Below are 15,711 nucleotides of genomic sequence, written 5' to 3'. Positions count from 1 at the left end.
ATGACCGACCCACGTAAAGACGAATACGCCGCTATCAAAGCTACAGGCACCCAATATGACAACCTGATTCGCGCTGCTGCTGAGTCCGAAGGTGTCCGTTACGACTTGCTGCATAAGCAGATTTACAACGAGTCCTCATTCAAGTCAGATGCAAAGTCCTCTACGGGGCCGCTGGGTCTCGCACAGTTCACCGAGGCGACCGGGCGGGCTTACGGTTTGATGTCCCCAGAGGATCGTTTAGACCCCTTGAAGGCCGTCCCCGCGATGGCCCGTCACATGCGGGACCTCATTGATAAATACGATGGTGATGAGCTGACAGCAGCCCTTGCGTATAACCAGGGTGAAGGCCCCCTTGGGGCTCCACAGGTTTCAGCTATGCGTGCGGGTGACTTCTCGAAGCTTTCCGCTGAAGGCCGTGGCTACATGGCAAAGCTGGCTGACGTTGCTGTGAGTAAAGACTTGGACGCCTTCAAGAGCCTTACAGGTTCCTCTATGCCCCAGCAGGGCGCGCTGGGCCTTATAGGTCAGCCAGTCGAGAAGGGCGCAACCGTGGAGGAACTTGCCGCCGCTCAGGGAAAGCCAATATCCGGTGATGTTGAGACCGGTGCATGGGACGACACAGGGAAAGCCTCTAAGGCTGCCTTGGCTACATCCGTAATTGGCACTGCGTACCGTGGTTACGCTGAAGAAGGCGCCGACCTCGGGACGGTTGTCTCAATGATGCGCCCTGTTAACCGGATGCAGCACAACCCGATGACTGACGAGGACTTTGAGACCCTTGACGGTCTTGGAGTCCAACCCGAGTATTACCGCCAGTTCGCATCTGCTGAGCGTAGTGAGTGGGCCAAGATCCTCCCTACCGTATTGGACTCTCAAGAGTATCAACAGCACTTCGATTCTGCTGGATGGGCCGCACAGGTAACAGGTGGACTTGTCGGCGCTGCCGGGGACCCTACGAGCTATGTCCCAATGGCTGGCCTGACAGGCTCCGTTGTCGCTCGTGGGGTGAAGGGCGCTGCCTACGGGACGGCTACAGCAGTCGCAGGGGACCATCTACGGTCTCGTGTGGTTGGCGGTGAGTCCCACTTAGCAGCATCAGCGGCAGGTGGGGCAATCCTTGGGGGCGCTCTTTCAGGCGTCTTCGGCAAAAACATCTCGGTCACTCGGGGTAATGACGCCGCTGAGCATTTGGCTGACCCGTTCACCGGCTCTACGATCCGAGCCGAGGCGCGAGTACGTGCAGCTCAAGAGGGCGCGCCTGACCCAACCTTAATGCCGCACACTGAGGGCGAGCCCACTGCAAACGTGAATGGTGTTGACCTTCAGCCTGTTCCTTTTGAGCCCGGTGCTGTGCGTCTTCCTAATGGCACGATTCTCAGCGGTTCTAATCCTCTCAACCCGGTCACTGTTGCCCGCATGGAACAGTTTGAGCGAGCTGCTGTAGGGGTTCGTATGGGCGGTTTTACAGAGATTGGTCATACGTTGAATCGTAGTGAGTCCCCAGAAGTCCGTGACATTGCCGGTCAATTGTTTCGGCCCCCTACAGGCACCGTTTCCGGTTCCAATGGACGCTTCGCAGCTACTGCAAGTGACATCATTGAGCGTGAAAAAGGTCAGGACAATATGAGCTATCAATCCCTGACTGAGCTTGGAGATGCCGCTATGGGCTCTAAGTGGTACTCAGCGTTGCCGGGCTCACGTACTGAGGCTCAGCAGGTGCTTGACCGCCGAGCTGTTGAGGCTCTTGAAGATGCAACGGGGGCTGCACGGGCGTCATTGCGAGCTGAGGAGCGGGCCTACATGGACGCTATTGGGGCGCATACAGAGCGTAAGCATGACAGCCTGACCAACCCGGCGAAGTACGGTAATAGCAACGCTGTTTCCTTGCTGGACTCCACACGCCATCAGGGGCATTACTTTCCGAACGTCTACGACCGTGGGGCGCGTGTGCTGTGGTCGGAACGTCTGGGCGGAACAGATGCACTGCAAGATGCCGTCCGGGAAAGCATGTTGCGTAGTTACGCGGGGCGGCCTGCTACCCGTGCCCGTGTGGATGCTCACATTACCGACTTGCTGAATGCTGAAGGTGTCCCAGTGACCCCACAGGCAATCGCTCAGCGGGTCCGTGAGTATGCGAGTGCAAAGTCCTACGGGATCACACAGGACAACTCTCTGACTACGCAGGCTTTTGACATCACACAGGGGCAGTTTGGGGGCAATATTGCCGACAACAACTTCCTGAAGGGGCGTCACCTCTTCGACTCTGACGTTCCGGTGTCAACACCACACGGGGACTTCTCGGTGAACGACCTGCGGGACTTCTCTGTAGGGCGTATCCTTCAAGCGTACGATCGGCGTGTTAACGGTGACGTCGCGGTCATGGGCTCAACTGGCCGTACTGTCGGTGATCTTGAAGCCCAGATTGCGGCGCTACCTGATGCCATCAAACCTGATGAACGTGCGGCTTTTGGTCAGGCGCTTAAAGTCCTCACAGGGCAGGCACGCCGCGATACCCCTGAAAGTGCCTTGTCGACTGTTGGGCGGGCACTCAATGACACTGCTTTCACGCTCAAGTCCTTCTTCATGCCCTTTCAGAACTTCACTGAGATGGCGGGGCTTGTCTCGCGTGGCTACGTTCACATGCTTGGTCACAACATCCCGGCCTACAAGGACTTGATCGCAGGGAAGTACAACATGACAGGGGAGGGGCTTAACGAGCTTCATTCAGGTCTCTTTGGGCGTGAGCTTGACGGCTCCATCGTACCTGCCCGCATGGACATCATTGAGCGTCTGCGTCAGCAGGGTTCTAATGAAGCTGTGGCCCAAGCTGTGGGCTCTCTGAAGTGGGCTACAGGTGCAATGTCTCGGCGTTCTCCTGCGGGTTACATGCTCCCTGAGACCACCAACCACCTAATTGATGCTGGCCGTAAAGGCATCCTTGGGGACATTGTTCGGCACACCCTCGCAGGCGGCAAGAATCCATTCGATACCATGCTGGTCTCGGAGTCCTCTTTGCTTCGTTCTGCGAGCATCACACTGGCTCAGTGGGACGGGATCAAGGACCTCATCAGCAGATCCATGGTACGTAATGCTGAAGGTAGGTATTCGGTTCTGAATATGACTGCTTTCCAGGCAGACCCACGCTCAATGCACCTCTGGCGCCTTGCTGACCGCATGGCTGACGAAGTTGTGATTCGTCCACATAAGGTCTCCAACCTCGACACCAAGGCCTACGGCGTGGGCGTAAAGATGCTCATGCAATTCAAGAGCTTCCTTGTGAAGTCCCTGAACGAGCGTTTGATGCGTGGACTGACAGAGGCACAGATGAATGGCCGTGTGATGGACCAGACCCTCACAGCGGCTCTGTCGGCTCTTGCTGGCGGTAGTTTCTATGCGTCTACGGCGTACTTGAAGGCTCAGATGATGCCGACTCACGACCGTAAGCAATACCTGAAAGACGCCCTTGATCCCAACATGATCGCCTACGCGGCGCTGACTCGCGGGTCATACCTCGGGACACCTTTCGGTCTGGCGAACATCGCGGCTGCTCCCTTGGGGTTCGATCAGGCGGCAATGGTGAGAACTTCGATTCTTCCCGAAGCTGCCCGTAAAAAGGACCCGAGGGAAAAGGCGTGGCTGTATGGCCTGAGTGACTTCGATAAGCCCGGTGAGGTTTTGACGGGTGCATTGAAGCAAATCCCAGTAGCCGGAATGGGAAGCAGTGTCGCCCAGGTGGGTTACAACCTTTCAAAACTTGCAGGGACCACCAACAGTCCCGACATGGCCCAGCAGTACCGTACAGGTATCTTCAATGGGTTCCGTGGCTTGGTTCCCAATGACCCTGTTAGCCAGCGGGCAGTTGTTGAGATGTTTGAGCGATGGGGAATCGACACCACGAAGTAATCCGCCAGCGGTATCTTGAGGGGCCTTCGGGTCCCTTTATTTTCAGTTTGGTGCTGCCCTACAGGCCACGTACGGCAAGGGCTTCAAAACTCCTCACTATAACCATAGGGGACTGTAGGTTACTTATCTTAAAGGCTTCTCTAAGACCTCCTGTGCGGGTGGTGGTTACACCATCTACCACCTTCTCTATTACCAGTTCAAAGGAGGGCTTAGTGATGACTACGCGGTGGAAGACCTGTGTTGCTGTAATCCACACTCTGGCTACCCATCGTGTCACCTACCAATTTCTTGCTCTACTCCTTGTCAGTCTTGGAGTTGTTCAAGGCGGCCCACTGGTCGAACGCTTTGGGGATGTCGTCTGTGTTCTACTTGGTGGCTGTGACGGGTGACTTTCTGGGACGCCGAGACTGTGCCAAACCAAGGCAATAAGGTAGCCTCGTCGCACAAACCTCCCAAGGAAGGCAGAGCCAAACCATGGCCTCCCCCAGTGATATTTCAATTCCTATTATCAACGCGGCTCTTCAAGAACCGTTATTTACGGCTCTGTTGATGCCTATTGGTTATGGAGTGTTCCGGCTTATTGAGTACGTTTGGCGCCGTAGAGTAGAAGGCAAGCCTGAAAGTGAAAAGCTGGATCAATATCACAAACTGGTCGACTTGCAGGAAAAGCTAAACAAGACAGGCAAGACCATGGCTGACCTTGATGCTCTTCGAGCCCATGCGTTAGGACACGTGGCGGATAGCGCAATCAGTCAGGCGCAGACCTACACAATAGTGGCCCAAAAACTTGTCTCGGATTTTGAAGCCGTAGGTAATGCGCGCGGGGATGTTTTTGATAGAGAGAGCCGGGAGCTATCTCAGACTGAAATGAATGTGCTGTCCGGTCAAAAAGCGGCCCAGGCGGATGATGAGCTTTCAGCAATTGTCGGGGCTAAGCTGAGAGGAATGGACGAGCAAATGCGTCAAGCATTGCTTCACTCACAAGCTGCGTGGGAAACCTTTCGCGATATGGAAGCGTCACGAGAATCTCAACGCTGGGAAGGTGGCTCCGCGCGCGCGCTGATGGTTAATATGAGATACGAAGCTCTGACGCGCGAGCGAATAGCAGTGTTCTCCTCTGAGGAGGAGGGACTTGAGCAAGCGGATATTGTCGTTGGTTACCCTAAAACGCCAAGCAACCTCTTTAGCACGATTGAACGCTATGTGCCTTATGAAAGGGTCATTGATTGGCTTGGTCCTCCAAACTACAAGTTCGGTGACAGCTGCCAATATCGCTACGAAGAAACGCAGGTAGAAATATCGTTTAACAGTGATAACGCTGTTAAAGAGGTGGTCGTGGCACTCGTGCACGGTCAAGTCTATGCAGGCGTTTCTCCTGCCTATGCAGTGTCTATACCGCTGGGTGTTCTGACGTTACAGGATGTGCTTGATATAGATGAATACTCGACAATCCAATACTCGTTCAGCGCGCGCACTGAAGAGGTGTACGTTCGAGGGCGTATGGGGCCACCTGGGGCGTGGACGGAATATTGTTTTGGAGCGCTGAAAGTTTTTAGCGGAGCAGGATCACTTCAAGAAACGGTTTTTGAATGGGACTCACAGGCTGAGAAGCTGATCACTGACCCGAAGGATATTCTGATCAATTGGATGGCGTTCGGCTCTGAAAATGGCGCCCCATTCAGTTGGTTCATCAAATGATTTGATGGGCTCTTTGAGAATCTGACAGAAAAATCTGAATGACCACCTCAACGCTCTTACGCCGCCAGTTCCCCCCCGTGGCCCCTCTCGCGCCTGAGCCTTAACGCATGGGTGCGCATGGGGTCCTTAACGCGGGCCTGCACGCCTCTGTAAGTTGGCCTTTTGGTGTCAGAGCTGTGTCATAAATAGGGCTGTCGAGGGCCTGCAACGCCCAATCTACACGGGTTAGCTAAATAGATTGCACTTCACCCACAAGTACTACTTCACCTCATCGCGTTTGGTGATGAAGGAAGGTGCCGTGGTGGATGACCAATACGCCAGCCTCAAGGGCAAGACCATCGGCGTGCAGCGCGCCACCACCACCGACCGGTATGCTACCGAGGTGTTCGAACCCAAGGGCATCAACGTCAAGCGCTACAGCAATAACGAAGAGATCTACATGGACCTGGCGGCCGGTCGCCTGGACGCGATTTTTGCCGACACCATTCCCCTGAATGATTTTTTGCAAATGCCACGCGGCAAGGGCTACGCGTTTGTCGGCCCGGAACTCAAGGACCCGAAATACGTGGGTGAGGGTGCAGGGATTGCGGTGCGCAAGGGCAACACCGAATTGGTGGGCGAGTTGAATGCCGCGATCGATGGCATTCGCGCCAGTGGTGAGTATCAGAAGATTTCGCAGCAGTACTTCAAGTCTGATATCTACGGCGATTGATTCGGGTGAGCAGGCAAGCCTAGGCACTGTAAATCAATTGTGGGAGCTGGCTTGCCTGCGATGGCATCGACGGGGTCGGCCTGATACACCGAGGTGCCTGCATCGCAGGCAAGCCAGCTCCCACACAAGCCAGGTCCCACATGGGGTTGCTCAGCCCTTCAATTCTTTCAAATGCTTGTAGACCGTCGCCCGCCCCATGCCCAGCACATTGGCCACATAGTTCGACGCGCTCTTGCCCTTGAACGCCCCTTCGGCATGCAGCGCCAGCACCAGCTCGCGCTTGTGGTCACGGGTCAGCAGGTTCAGGCTCAACTGGCGCTCGCGCATCCACGCGTGCAGGAAGGTATTGATGCGCTCCTGCCAGTCATCGCGAAACAGCGAGTCCGGTTGCGGGATCAGCTTGCTCGGAGACAGGAACAGGTCCAGCGCCGCCTTGGCGTTTTCGAACAATGAAATATTCAGGTTGATGCACAGCACCGCCAGGCGACGACCTTTGTGGTCATGCAGCACGGTGCTCAGGCTACGGATTTTCTGACCGTCCCAGTTGAGCTTTTCGTACGGGCCGATGTTTACCTCGCTGACGTCAGCGTCGAGCATGTCCTCCAGCGCCGAGTCATCGCCGATGCTGCGCTTGGACAGGTTGTTGGCGATGTAATCGACTTTTTGCGAGCGCAGGTCGTGCAGCACTGCTTCGGCGTGGGGGAAGAACAGCGTGGCGATGGCATCGGCCATCGCACGGAAGTTCTGCATGACCTTGTCTTGTTCAGCGGTGTTCATCAATGGGGCTCCAGGCGGGCAGGGGAGAGCATACCAGCGTCGAGGCCGAACCGCGTCAGTGCCTCCGGCAGCGGTGCACCACGCACCAAGGCCGCGCTGGCCTGGCCCATGGCCGGTGAGGTCTGGATGCCGTAGCCTCCCTGTGCCGCGACCCAAAACAGGCCCGGTATCATCGGGTCGAAACCCGAGAGCAGATCACCGTCGTGCACAAAACTGCGCAGGCCGGCCCAGGTACGGGTCGGGCGGCGGATGGTCAAGGTGGTGGCTTCTTCGATCTGGTAGATGCCCATGGCAATGTCCAGCTCTTCAGGCTGGATATCCTGAGGTTCGACCGGGTCGGCGTTGGCCGGTGAGCCGAGGAACATGCCGGCGTCGGGTTTCATGTAGAAGGATTCGTCCAGTGCCACCAGCATTGGCCAGTGGTGGCTGTCGACGCCTTCGGGGCCGGCGAAGATGAACGCCGAGCGCCGCTTGGGCTGCAAGCCGATGGATGCGGCGCCGGCGAGCCCGCCGATGTGGTCGGCCCAAGCGCCAGCGGCGTTGATGATGACGGGGGCGGTGCAGGTTGAATCCTGGGTTTGCACGTGCCAGATGCCGTCGGTGTCGCGGCTCAAGCCGAGCACATGACTGTCGGTGCGCACTTCACCGCCGTTGCGGCGGATGCCACGCAGGTAGCCTTGGTGCAGGGCGTCGGTGTCGATGTCGCTGGCGGTGGGGTCATACAGCGCACCGTGGACTTTTTCGCGGCGCAGGATCGGCAACTTCCCACAGGCTTCATCGGCGCTGAGTAATTCCACCTGCGACACGGTGGCTTTGGCGCTCAGGTACTGGGCGTTCAACTCGGCGGCATCGCCAATGAAATCCACGGTCATTTCGCCCCGCGGCGTCAGCAGCGGGTGTTCACAGAAACCGGTGGGCGGGTTGTCGAAAAAATCTCGGCTGGCCAGGGTCAACGCCCGCACCTGCGGGGTGCCATAGGCGGCGGTATACAGTGCGGCTGAGCGCCCGGTGGAGTGATAGGCCGGGTGGTTTTCGCGCTCCAGCACCAACACCTTGCCGTGCTGCGACAACCAAAAACCCGTGGACGCGCCGGCAATGCCGCCGCCGATGATGATGAAGTCTGCGTGGCTCATAACTGTCTCCAGAGGGCATTGGCCAGGGCGATGTCTTCCAGGCCCAGGCCGATGGAGCGGAAGAATACATGGCGATCGTAGGTCGGGCGCTGCACCTGTTCGCTGAGCAACTGAGGCAGGTCGCCGACGACGGCGCGCGCGTCCCAACCGTGCTGTTCGGCGGCGATCAACATCTCACCGGCCGAGCCAGGGGTGGTGCGGCGATAGTCGCAGAATACCTGCATCGTATTGAGGCTGTGTGGCGGCACCTCATGGGCGCGTGGGGCGTTGGTGCTGATCGAGGTGATCAGTGCCGGTTTGCTCAAGTGCGACGGATCGAGTACCGGCCCGGCCGATGACGTGCACAGCAGAATCACATCGGCGTCTTCCACTGCCGCCTCGCGACTGCTGGCGATGATTACACGTGAATCCAGGCTTTTGAGCTGCGCGATGGCCTCGGCGGATGCATTGGCCAGGCTGGGCGAATACATGTTGATGCTCTGCCAATCCCTGAAGCCTTTCACATACTGCAGATGCGCTTGGGCCACCTTGCCACTGCCGATGATCGCCAGGCGTCGCGCGGATAACGGCGCCAATGCGTCCACTGCCAGGGCCGTGGTTGCGGCCGTGCGTGCCGTGGTCAGTTCGGCTGCATCGCATAGCAACAGGGGCTGGCCGGTCTGCATCGACATCAGCAAGGTCCAGGCCGTCACCAGCGGGCCTTGTTCACGCACGATGTAGGGCGAAGTCTTGACCCCGTACACCCCATCCTCGGCCAGCACGCCCAGGTAGTTGATAAAGTCGCCCGCCGCTTGCGGGAACTCCACCAGCTGCTGCGCCGGCTGTACCGCTTGCCCGGTCGCCAGGTCACGGAACAGTTTGCGCAGGATCTGCGGTACATCAATTCGACCGAGCAACTCGCGGGCTTGGGCCTGATGGATCACATGAGGTGTGCTGGACATCGGTGTCTCCGCAGATAAACTAATTTGTCCATTATGGACTTTTAGTTCTGCCGAGCAATATCCCGCGAGAAAAAAGCTGGTGCCTCACTTGCCCAGGTTCTGATTCATCAGATTGCCCAGCACCGGTTCCCGGCTGGCTGCTTGCCACTCATGGAAATTCTGGCAGCCCTGCACATTTGCCTCGGCAAGGTTGCTGCGCGGGTCGCAGATCATCGACCAGCGCTGCTGCAATGACGGGTACTTGATGAAGTCAGCCCGCGTCGGCGGTTGGCAGCCGAGCAAGGCAATGGCGGACATCACCGCTGCGGTGGTTTGAAAGGCGGTGGAGGGGACGATGTTCCAGTTCATGATGATCAACACTTCCCGCAGGGGAGCCCTTGAGCTGCAACGGCCTGGAGTGTTGTGGCCGCAAGAGCATTCTACGGGCCAATTGGTTCCTCAAAAAGATCCATTTCTTTCTGATTTAATCAGGCCATTAGTGGGTTTTGTATTGAAAACCGCCGGACAATTTCCCCTTCAAGTAACTGACCAGCTCACTCACCGCCTTCGGCACATGCGGCGAGTACGGTCGGATCAAATAGATCTCATCGGCAAACGCCCCCTTGAGCGTCCAGCCCTTGAGCACCTGCACCAACTTGCCGCTGGAAAGCGCGGCATAGGCGCTGAAATCTGGCAGCAGGGCGATGCCCAGGTGGTTGAGCGCCGAGTCACGCAAGGCTTCGCTGTTGTTGGTGGCGAAGCTGCCGGCGATGGGCACGGTGAGGCGTTCGACGTGTTTAGTGCCGCGTTCGAAGGTCCAGGCAGGCTGGTCGGTGCCGCGTGGATAGAACAGACAGTTGTGGGCGGACAGCTCACCGGGTTCGCGCGGTTCGCCGTGGCGTTGCAGGTAATCCTGGGTGGCGACCAGCACCGAGCCGGTGTCGCACAGTTTCCAGGCCACATGGGTTTCCGGCACCTGGAAACCGTGGCGCACGGCCAAGTCGTAGCCCTCGGCCGCCAGTGAACTCAGGGCATCCGAGACGTCCAATTGGATACGCACCTGCGGGTACTGCTGCAAAAATTCCGACAGATGCGGCACCAGTTGCTGACGAGCAAACGCGACAGGCGCTGTCAGCCGCACCAGACCGCGAATCTCCCCGACTGAATCACGCACTGACGAGAAGCTGCGGGCGATCTGTTCATAAGCGCTGCGCACTTCGCGGGTCAACGACAGTCCTGCATCGGTCAACCGGACACTGCGCGTGGTGCGTGTCACCAGCCGCGTGCCGGTGGCCTTTTCCAGGTCGGAAATACGCTGGCTTACGGCGGACTTGCTCACGCCCAGACGCGCGGCAGCAGCGGTGTAGGTGCCTTGTTCCTCCAACACCGACAGCCAGTGGATGTGAGTCCAAAGCCCTTCGATTTCAGCCTTTTCCATGTTGGTATTGTTCGCATTTATGGACAATAAGTTCTGGATTCTGCTCTGGTTTGGAACAAAGCGAAAGCCTATCGTGATCGCCAACGCTACCCACCTGGGATCTACTGCCATGACAACGACAATCGAGCACTACATCAACGACCAACGCGTGTCCCGCGATGATCGTTATCAGGATGTTTTTAACCCGGCCACCGGCGAAAAGACCGGACGCGTCGCCCTGGCCAGCCGCCAGACCGTGTCCGAAGCCGTCGCCGCCGCCCAGGCCGCGTTTGCCGGTTGGGCCGATACCCCGCCGATCCGCCGCGCCCGCGTGCTGTTCGAATACCTGCACCTGTTGCGTGAACGCAAGGACGACCTGGCGCGTATCATCGTCGCTGAACACGGCAAGGTCTTCACCGACGCCCAGGGCGAAGTCGACCGAGGCATCGATATTCTCGAATTTGCCTGTGGCATCCCCAACCTGCTCAAGGGCGAGCATTCCGACCAGGTTTCCCGTGGCATGGACAACTGGACGATGCGCCAGCCCCTGGGCGTAGTGGCCGGCGTCACGCCGTTCAACTTCCCGGTGATGGTGCCGATGTGGATGTACCCGATCGCCATCGCAGCGGGTAACACCTTCATCCTCAAGCCAAGCCCGACCGACCCAAGCGCCTCGCTGTTCATGGCCGAACTGCTGCGTGAAGCCGGCTTGCCAAAAGGTGTATTCAACGTGGTTCAAGGCGATAAGGAGTCAGTGGACGCGCTGATCGAACACCCGGACGTCAAGGCCCTGAGTTTCGTTGGCTCGACCCCAATCGCCCAATACATCTACGAAACCGGTGCCCGTAACGGCAAGCGCGTGCAAGGCCTGGGCGGCGCGAAAAACCACATGGTGGTGATGCCTGACGCCGACATCGAAAAAACTGTCGATGCCCTGATGGGCGCCGCCTACGGCAGTGCCGGCGAGCGCTGCATGGCCATCTCCGTAGCGGTGCTGGTAGGCGATGTGGGCGACAAAGTCATCGCCGCCCTGACCGAACGCGCCAAGCAACTGCGCATCACCGACGGTCGTGATTTGAAAGCCGAGATGGGTCCGATCGTGTCCCGCGCGGCACTGGAACGCATCAGTGGCTACATTGAACAAGGCGTGCAAGCCGGCGCGCAGTTGCTGCTGGATGGGCGTGACTACGTGCCCACTGAAGCGGGCCTGGAAAATGGATTCTGGCTGGGCGCGACGCTGTTCGACCATGTGACCCAGGAAATGAGCATCTACCGCGAAGAAATCTTTGGTCCGGTGCTGGCCTGCGTGCGTGTGAATGACTTTGCCGAGGCGATCAAGCTGGTCAACGATCATGAGTTCGGCAACGGCGTGAGCTGCTTCACCCGTGACGGCAACATCGCCCGTGAATTTGCGCGGCGGATTGAGGTGGGCATGGTGGGCATCAACGTGCCAATCCCGGTGCCGATGGCCTGGCATGGCTTCGGTGGCTGGAAGAAGAGCCTGTTTGGCGACATGCACGCGTATGGCACCGAAGGCGTGCGCTTCTACACCAAGCAGAAGTCGATCATGCAGCGCTGGTCGGAGAGCATCGAGCAAGGCGCCGAATTCGCCATGCCGGTTTCCAAATAACTCACGCCAGTACGCGGTCAACTGTGGGAGCGGGCTTGCCCGCGATAGCGGAGTGTCAGTCAACCTTTTTGGTTCTGATACACCGCAATCGCAGGCAAGCCAGCTCCCACATTGGCGTCAGGAACGGGCACAAGTCTTGACTTCGCTTGCTCTACTCAGAGGAACTTGGCACGCTCACCCAGCGAGCGAACACAGTCAAGGCAATCACTAGGGAAATGCTACGTTGAGCTGAGTAAGATTCGGAGCACTGCTGGCCTTGCCGGGGGCGCTGCTGTCAATCCTGAGCGTATAAATGACTTTCCAGGCAGGGAATGGATCCCTGCCCCGCTCCATTGGAGAACGCTTTGAAAACAATCATGGGTGTCGCCTTGTTGGCCACGTTGCTGGCGGGCTGTGCGCCGTCTCACTCGGCATGGACGGGCGTCAGGAACGCGTTTGTCGGCACACGCTTCGATGCCCACCTCTATGACGATTGCAGCCGTGGCTGTGGCGATTCCTATTGGTCCCCGGTCAACAAGAAAAAGGTCTATGACCAGGTAGTGAAGGAGGGCGACAGCCAGCGCTACTTCGTGACCTGGATCCGCGACTGTCGATATTCCGTGCTCGTCTCGGGTGAGGGCATTATCCAGTCGTGGCGCTATGAGAATGAAGACCGTAGCAGCTGTTACATTTTTTAGTCGGCTGTCTTCATCGTCACCACGCCGCCTGCCAGTGCAGGCAGTCAGCGTCTGCCCGTGCGCGTACTCACATCCACCCACACCGCCAGCACCAGGATGCTGCCTTTCACAATCATCTGCCAGTAGCTGTCCACATCCAGCATCGACATCCCATTGTCCAGACTGGTGATCACCAACGCCCCGAGCAACGCGCCATACACCGTGCCCGAACCGCCGCGCATGGAGGTGCCGCCGATAAAACACGCAGCAATCGCATCCAGCTCACCCATGCTCCCCGCCGACGGCGAGCCGGCCGCCAGACGAGCCGTGTTGACCAAACCGGCGAGTGCACACATCACGCCCATGATGCCGAAGATCCACAACTTCACCGCCTGTACGTTGATGCCGGATAGACGCGTGGCTTCCATGTTGCTGCCCACCGCATACACGCGACGGCCAAATACGGTCTGGCTGGTGACGTAGCTGAACACGCCCAATAACACCAACAGCAGCAAGACGGGGACGGGAATCCCATCATAGCTGTTGAGGGTCGTGACGAACCCGGCCAGTACGGCGCCGATCACCGCCACGCGCACCAGGTCACGCACCAGGGAATGCGCCGCCAAGCCATGCAGCGCGCGGTTGCGCCGCTGTTTCCAGGTCAAAAACAACGTCAACGCAAACAACAAAAAACCGAGCCCAATACCCACCGAATGCGGCAGATACCCCTGGCCCACATACACCAGCGACGGTGAAACCGGCGCAATGGTGGTGCCGCCGGTAATCCCCAGCAGAATCCCGCGAAACGCCAGCATCCCACCCAAGCCGACAATGAATGACGGGATGCGCAGATAGGCCGTCATGTACCCATTGGCCAACCCGATCATCAACCCGCACAACGCCACCAGACTCAAGTTAGCGAGCAATGGAATGTGATAAACCACATCCAGGATCGCCGCCAACCCACCCAGCAAGCCAAGCAAGGACCCCACCGACAGATCAATCTCGCCGCTGATAATCACCAGCACCATGCCGCATGCCAGAATCCCGGTGATCGACATCTGCCGCAGCAGGTTGGACAGGTTGCGCGGTGTAAGGAAACCACCCTCGGTCTGCCAGCTGAAAAACACCCAGATCACCGCCACTGCGATGACCAGGGCGAGCATTTTGTAGCGGGTGAAAAGGTGTTTGACCTGATTCATCTACGCGGTCTTCCGATCATTATTGTTGTGTTGGCTAAGCGCGGCGGCGAGCACCTGTTCCTGGGTGAGCCCCTTGTTGACGAAGTCACCGCGCAACTGGCCGTCGCCGATCACCAGCACGCGGTCGGAGACGCCGAGCACTTCGGCCAGCTCCGAGGAGACCATGATGATCGCCACGCCTTCGGCGGCCAGGGCGCCCATCAGCTTGTAGATCTCGTATTTGGCGCCGACGTCTACGCCCCGTGTGGGTTCGTCGAGGATCAGCACCTTGGGCTTGGCCATCAGCATTTTCGCCAGCACGGCTTTTTGCTGATTGCCGCCGGAGAGGCTGGTGATCGGCAAAAACGGGCTGGCGGTCTTGAGGTGCATGCGCGCGATCTGCTGGTCGATGCTGCCCAGTTCGGCCTCGGCATCGATGCGGCTCAGGTGGGCGTAAGTGTCGAGCACCGCCAGGGTGATGTTCTGGCCCACGCCGAGGTCGGGGATGATGCCCTGGCGCTTGCGATCCTCGGGCACCATGCACAGCCCGGCGCGGATCGACTTGAGCGGCGTGCGCGTGTCGATCACCTGGCCGTCCAGCCACACTTCGCAGCTGTAGCGGCCGGGGTAGGCGCCGAACAGCGCCGACACCAGTTCCGTTCGCCCGGCGCCGACCAGCCCGGCAATGCCGAGGATTTCCCCGCGCTTGAGCACAAAGGACACATCGTCCACGCGCTTGCGCTTGGGGTTGTCGACGTCATGGCAGGTGACGTTGCGCGCCTCGAAAATCACTTCGCCCACCGCGTGGGGCTCGGTGGGATAGAGGTTGCTCATCTCGCGGCCGACCATCTGGGTGATGATCTTTGCGATGTCCATGTCGGCCATGGCCGTGGTCGCGATGTGCTTGCCATCGCGGATCACTGCGATGGTGTCGCACACTGCCGCCACTTCATCGAGCTTGTGGGAGATGTACACGCAGGCCACGCCCTTGGCCTTGAGGCCACGGATGATGTCCAGCAGTACCTCGATTTCCGAGCGGGTCAGGGCCGAGGAGGGCTCGTCGAGAATCAGCAGCCGCGCCTGCTTGTTCAGGGCCTTGGCGATTTCCACCAGTTGCTGGTAGCCGCCGCCGTACTGCGACACCGGCAGTGCCACGTTCATGTCCGGCACCTTGAGTTCACGCATCAGCGCTTCGGCGCGGTGGAACATGGCCGGGTAGTTCATGCGCCCGCCCGGCAACGTCAGTTCATGGCCCATGAAGATGTTTTCGGCCACCGACAGGTCGGGCACCAGGGTCAGTTCCTGGTGGATGATCACGATACCGGCGGCCTCGGTTTCGCTGATGGAGTGGGCCTTGAGAGGCTGACCGTCCCAGAGGATTTCGCCCTCCCAGGTGCCGTGGGGATAGACCGCCGACAGCACCTTCATCAAGGTGGACTTGCCCGCACCGTTCTCGCCGCACAGGCCCACGCATTCCCCCGGCCGCACCTGGAGGTCGATGCCGTTGAGGGCGTTGACACCGCCAAAGGTTTTGACGATGCCATTCATTTGCAGCAGGTAGTCGGACATGACCATGGCTCACACAAAGGGCTGACGACGTTACTGTAGGAGCGAGCTTGCTCGCGAAAACCGTCAAGTCACCGCGTGTATTCAGGCTTCCGGCGTTTTCGTTGACGGTCTTCGC

12 protein-coding genes and 1 pseudogene are annotated in these 15,711 nt (G+C 58.7%); 6 read left to right on the top strand and 7 right to left on the bottom strand.

The window, feature by feature from the left end:
* The 4 genes and pseudogenes from HX793_RS00375 to HX793_RS00365 form a co-directional block, all read left to right on the top strand.
* A complete protein-coding gene (locus tag HX793_RS00375) occupies positions 1 to 3,903 on the top strand; it encodes a transglycosylase SLT domain-containing protein (RefSeq protein WP_177095389.1) in 3,903 nt (1,300 codons plus the stop codon).
* On the top strand, positions 3,879 to 4,292 hold the full coding sequence (locus HX793_RS31605; protein ID WP_368855620.1) for a gp19.5 family protein: 414 nt from the start codon (positions 3,879 to 3,881) through the stop codon (positions 4,290 to 4,292). The genes HX793_RS00375 and HX793_RS31605 overlap by 25 nt, the downstream gene beginning before the upstream one ends.
* Positions 4,293 to 4,377: 85 nt before the next feature.
* Positions 4,378 to 5,601: a lysozyme inhibitor LprI family protein gene (locus HX793_RS00370; RefSeq protein ID WP_177095386.1), complete on the top strand. Its 1,224-nt coding sequence runs from the start codon at positions 4,378 to 4,380 to the stop codon at positions 5,599 to 5,601.
* 244 nt (positions 5,602 to 5,845) lie between these two features.
* Positions 5,846 to 6,313, top strand: a pseudogene (locus tag HX793_RS00365) (transporter substrate-binding domain-containing protein); the annotation flags it as partial.
* Positions 6,314 to 6,463: 150 nt separating this feature from the next.
* Here the strand turns inward: HX793_RS00365 and HX793_RS00360 are convergent.
* The 5 genes from HX793_RS00360 to HX793_RS00340 form a co-directional block, all read right to left on the bottom strand.
* Positions 6,464 to 7,090 (bottom strand): helix-turn-helix transcriptional regulator, encoded by a 627-nt coding sequence (locus tag HX793_RS00360; RefSeq protein WP_016978348.1) that lies wholly within the window; start codon positions 7,088 to 7,090, stop codon positions 6,464 to 6,466.
* Positions 7,090 to 8,223, bottom strand: coding sequence for an NAD(P)/FAD-dependent oxidoreductase (locus HX793_RS00355; protein ID WP_016978347.1), 1,134 nt, complete (start codon positions 8,221 to 8,223; stop codon positions 7,090 to 7,092). The genes HX793_RS00360 and HX793_RS00355 overlap by 1 nt, the downstream gene beginning before the upstream one ends.
* Positions 8,220 to 9,164 carry an ornithine cyclodeaminase family protein gene (locus tag HX793_RS00350; RefSeq protein ID WP_177050596.1) on the bottom strand — a complete coding sequence of 315 codons (945 nt, stop codon included), beginning with the start codon at positions 9,162 to 9,164 and terminating at the stop codon, positions 8,220 to 8,222. The genes HX793_RS00355 and HX793_RS00350 overlap by 4 nt, the downstream gene beginning before the upstream one ends.
* An 84-nt stretch (positions 9,165 to 9,248) precedes the next feature.
* On the bottom strand, positions 9,249 to 9,512 hold the full coding sequence (locus HX793_RS00345; RefSeq protein WP_100215714.1) for a hypothetical protein: 264 nt from the start codon (positions 9,510 to 9,512) through the stop codon (positions 9,249 to 9,251).
* A 127-nt stretch (positions 9,513 to 9,639) separates the two neighbouring features.
* Positions 9,640 to 10,581, bottom strand: coding sequence for a LysR family transcriptional regulator (locus HX793_RS00340; protein ID WP_177050594.1), 942 nt, complete (start codon positions 10,579 to 10,581; stop codon positions 9,640 to 9,642).
* A 109-nt stretch (positions 10,582 to 10,690) separates the two neighbouring features.
* Between HX793_RS00340 and HX793_RS00335 the strand changes: the two genes are divergently transcribed.
* Both HX793_RS00335 and HX793_RS00330 read left to right on the top strand, forming a co-directional pair.
* Positions 10,691 to 12,190, top strand: a complete 1,500-nt coding sequence (locus tag HX793_RS00335; protein WP_025999885.1) for a CoA-acylating methylmalonate-semialdehyde dehydrogenase — start codon at positions 10,691 to 10,693, stop codon at positions 12,188 to 12,190.
* 344 nt (positions 12,191 to 12,534) lie between these two features.
* A complete protein-coding gene (locus HX793_RS00330; protein WP_256348258.1) occupies positions 12,535 to 12,867 on the top strand; it encodes a hypothetical protein in 333 nt (110 codons plus the stop codon).
* Positions 12,868 to 12,911: 44 nt separating this feature from the next.
* Here the strand turns inward: HX793_RS00330 and HX793_RS00325 are convergent, their stop codons facing one another.
* Together HX793_RS00325 and xylG are read right to left on the bottom strand one after the other, a co-directional pair.
* The gene (locus HX793_RS00325) at positions 12,912 to 14,048 is read right to left on the bottom strand and encodes a sugar ABC transporter permease (protein ID WP_177050588.1); all 1,137 of its coding nucleotides are present in this window, start codon (positions 14,046 to 14,048) and stop codon (positions 12,912 to 12,914) included.
* Entirely contained in the window at positions 14,049 to 15,596 is a 1,548-nt protein-coding gene (xylG, locus tag HX793_RS00320; RefSeq protein ID WP_177095381.1) for a D-xylose ABC transporter ATP-binding protein, read from the bottom strand.
* Positions 15,597 to 15,711 lie beyond the last annotated feature (115 nt).

It is taken from the genome of Pseudomonas reactans, assembly GCF_013387025.1.
GTDB lineage: Bacteria > Pseudomonadota > Gammaproteobacteria > Pseudomonadales > Pseudomonadaceae > Aquipseudomonas > Aquipseudomonas reactans.
The sequence above is the reverse complement of the archived record's forward strand: the minus strand, read 5'-3'. Positions and strand labels throughout refer to the sequence as shown.

What these genes read in the sequence shown, in the direction of transcription:
- HX793_RS00335 (WP_025999885.1), top strand. Translation starts at nt 10,691, where the DNA reads ATGACAACGACAATCGAGCACTACATCAACGACCAACGCGTGTCCCGC.
- xylG (WP_177095381.1), bottom strand. Translation starts at nt 15,596, where the DNA reads ATGTCCGACTACCTGCTGCAAATGAATGGCATCGTCAAAACCTTTGGC.
- HX793_RS00325 (WP_177050588.1), bottom strand. Translation starts at nt 14,048, where the DNA reads ATGAATCAGGTCAAACACCTTTTCACCCGCTACAAAATGCTCGCCCTG.
- HX793_RS31605 (WP_368855620.1), top strand. Translation starts at nt 3,879, where the DNA reads ATGGGGAATCGACACCACGAAGTAATCCGCCAGCGGTATCTTGAGGGG.
- HX793_RS00370 (WP_177095386.1), top strand. Translation starts at nt 4,378, where the DNA reads ATGGCCTCCCCCAGTGATATTTCAATTCCTATTATCAACGCGGCTCTT.
- HX793_RS00375 (WP_177095389.1), top strand. Translation starts at nt 1, where the DNA reads ATGACCGACCCACGTAAAGACGAATACGCCGCTATCAAAGCTACAGGC.
- HX793_RS00350 (WP_177050596.1), bottom strand. Translation starts at nt 9,164, where the DNA reads ATGTCCAGCACACCTCATGTGATCCATCAGGCCCAAGCCCGCGAGTTG.
- HX793_RS00340 (WP_177050594.1), bottom strand. Translation starts at nt 10,581, where the DNA reads ATGGAAAAGGCTGAAATCGAAGGGCTTTGGACTCACATCCACTGGCTG.
- HX793_RS00345 (WP_100215714.1), bottom strand. Translation starts at nt 9,512, where the DNA reads ATGAACTGGAACATCGTCCCCTCCACCGCCTTTCAAACCACCGCAGCG.
- HX793_RS00360 (WP_016978348.1), bottom strand. Translation starts at nt 7,090, where the DNA reads ATGAACACCGCTGAACAAGACAAGGTCATGCAGAACTTCCGTGCGATG.
- HX793_RS00355 (WP_016978347.1), bottom strand. Translation starts at nt 8,223, where the DNA reads ATGAGCCACGCAGACTTCATCATCATCGGCGGCGGCATTGCCGGCGCG.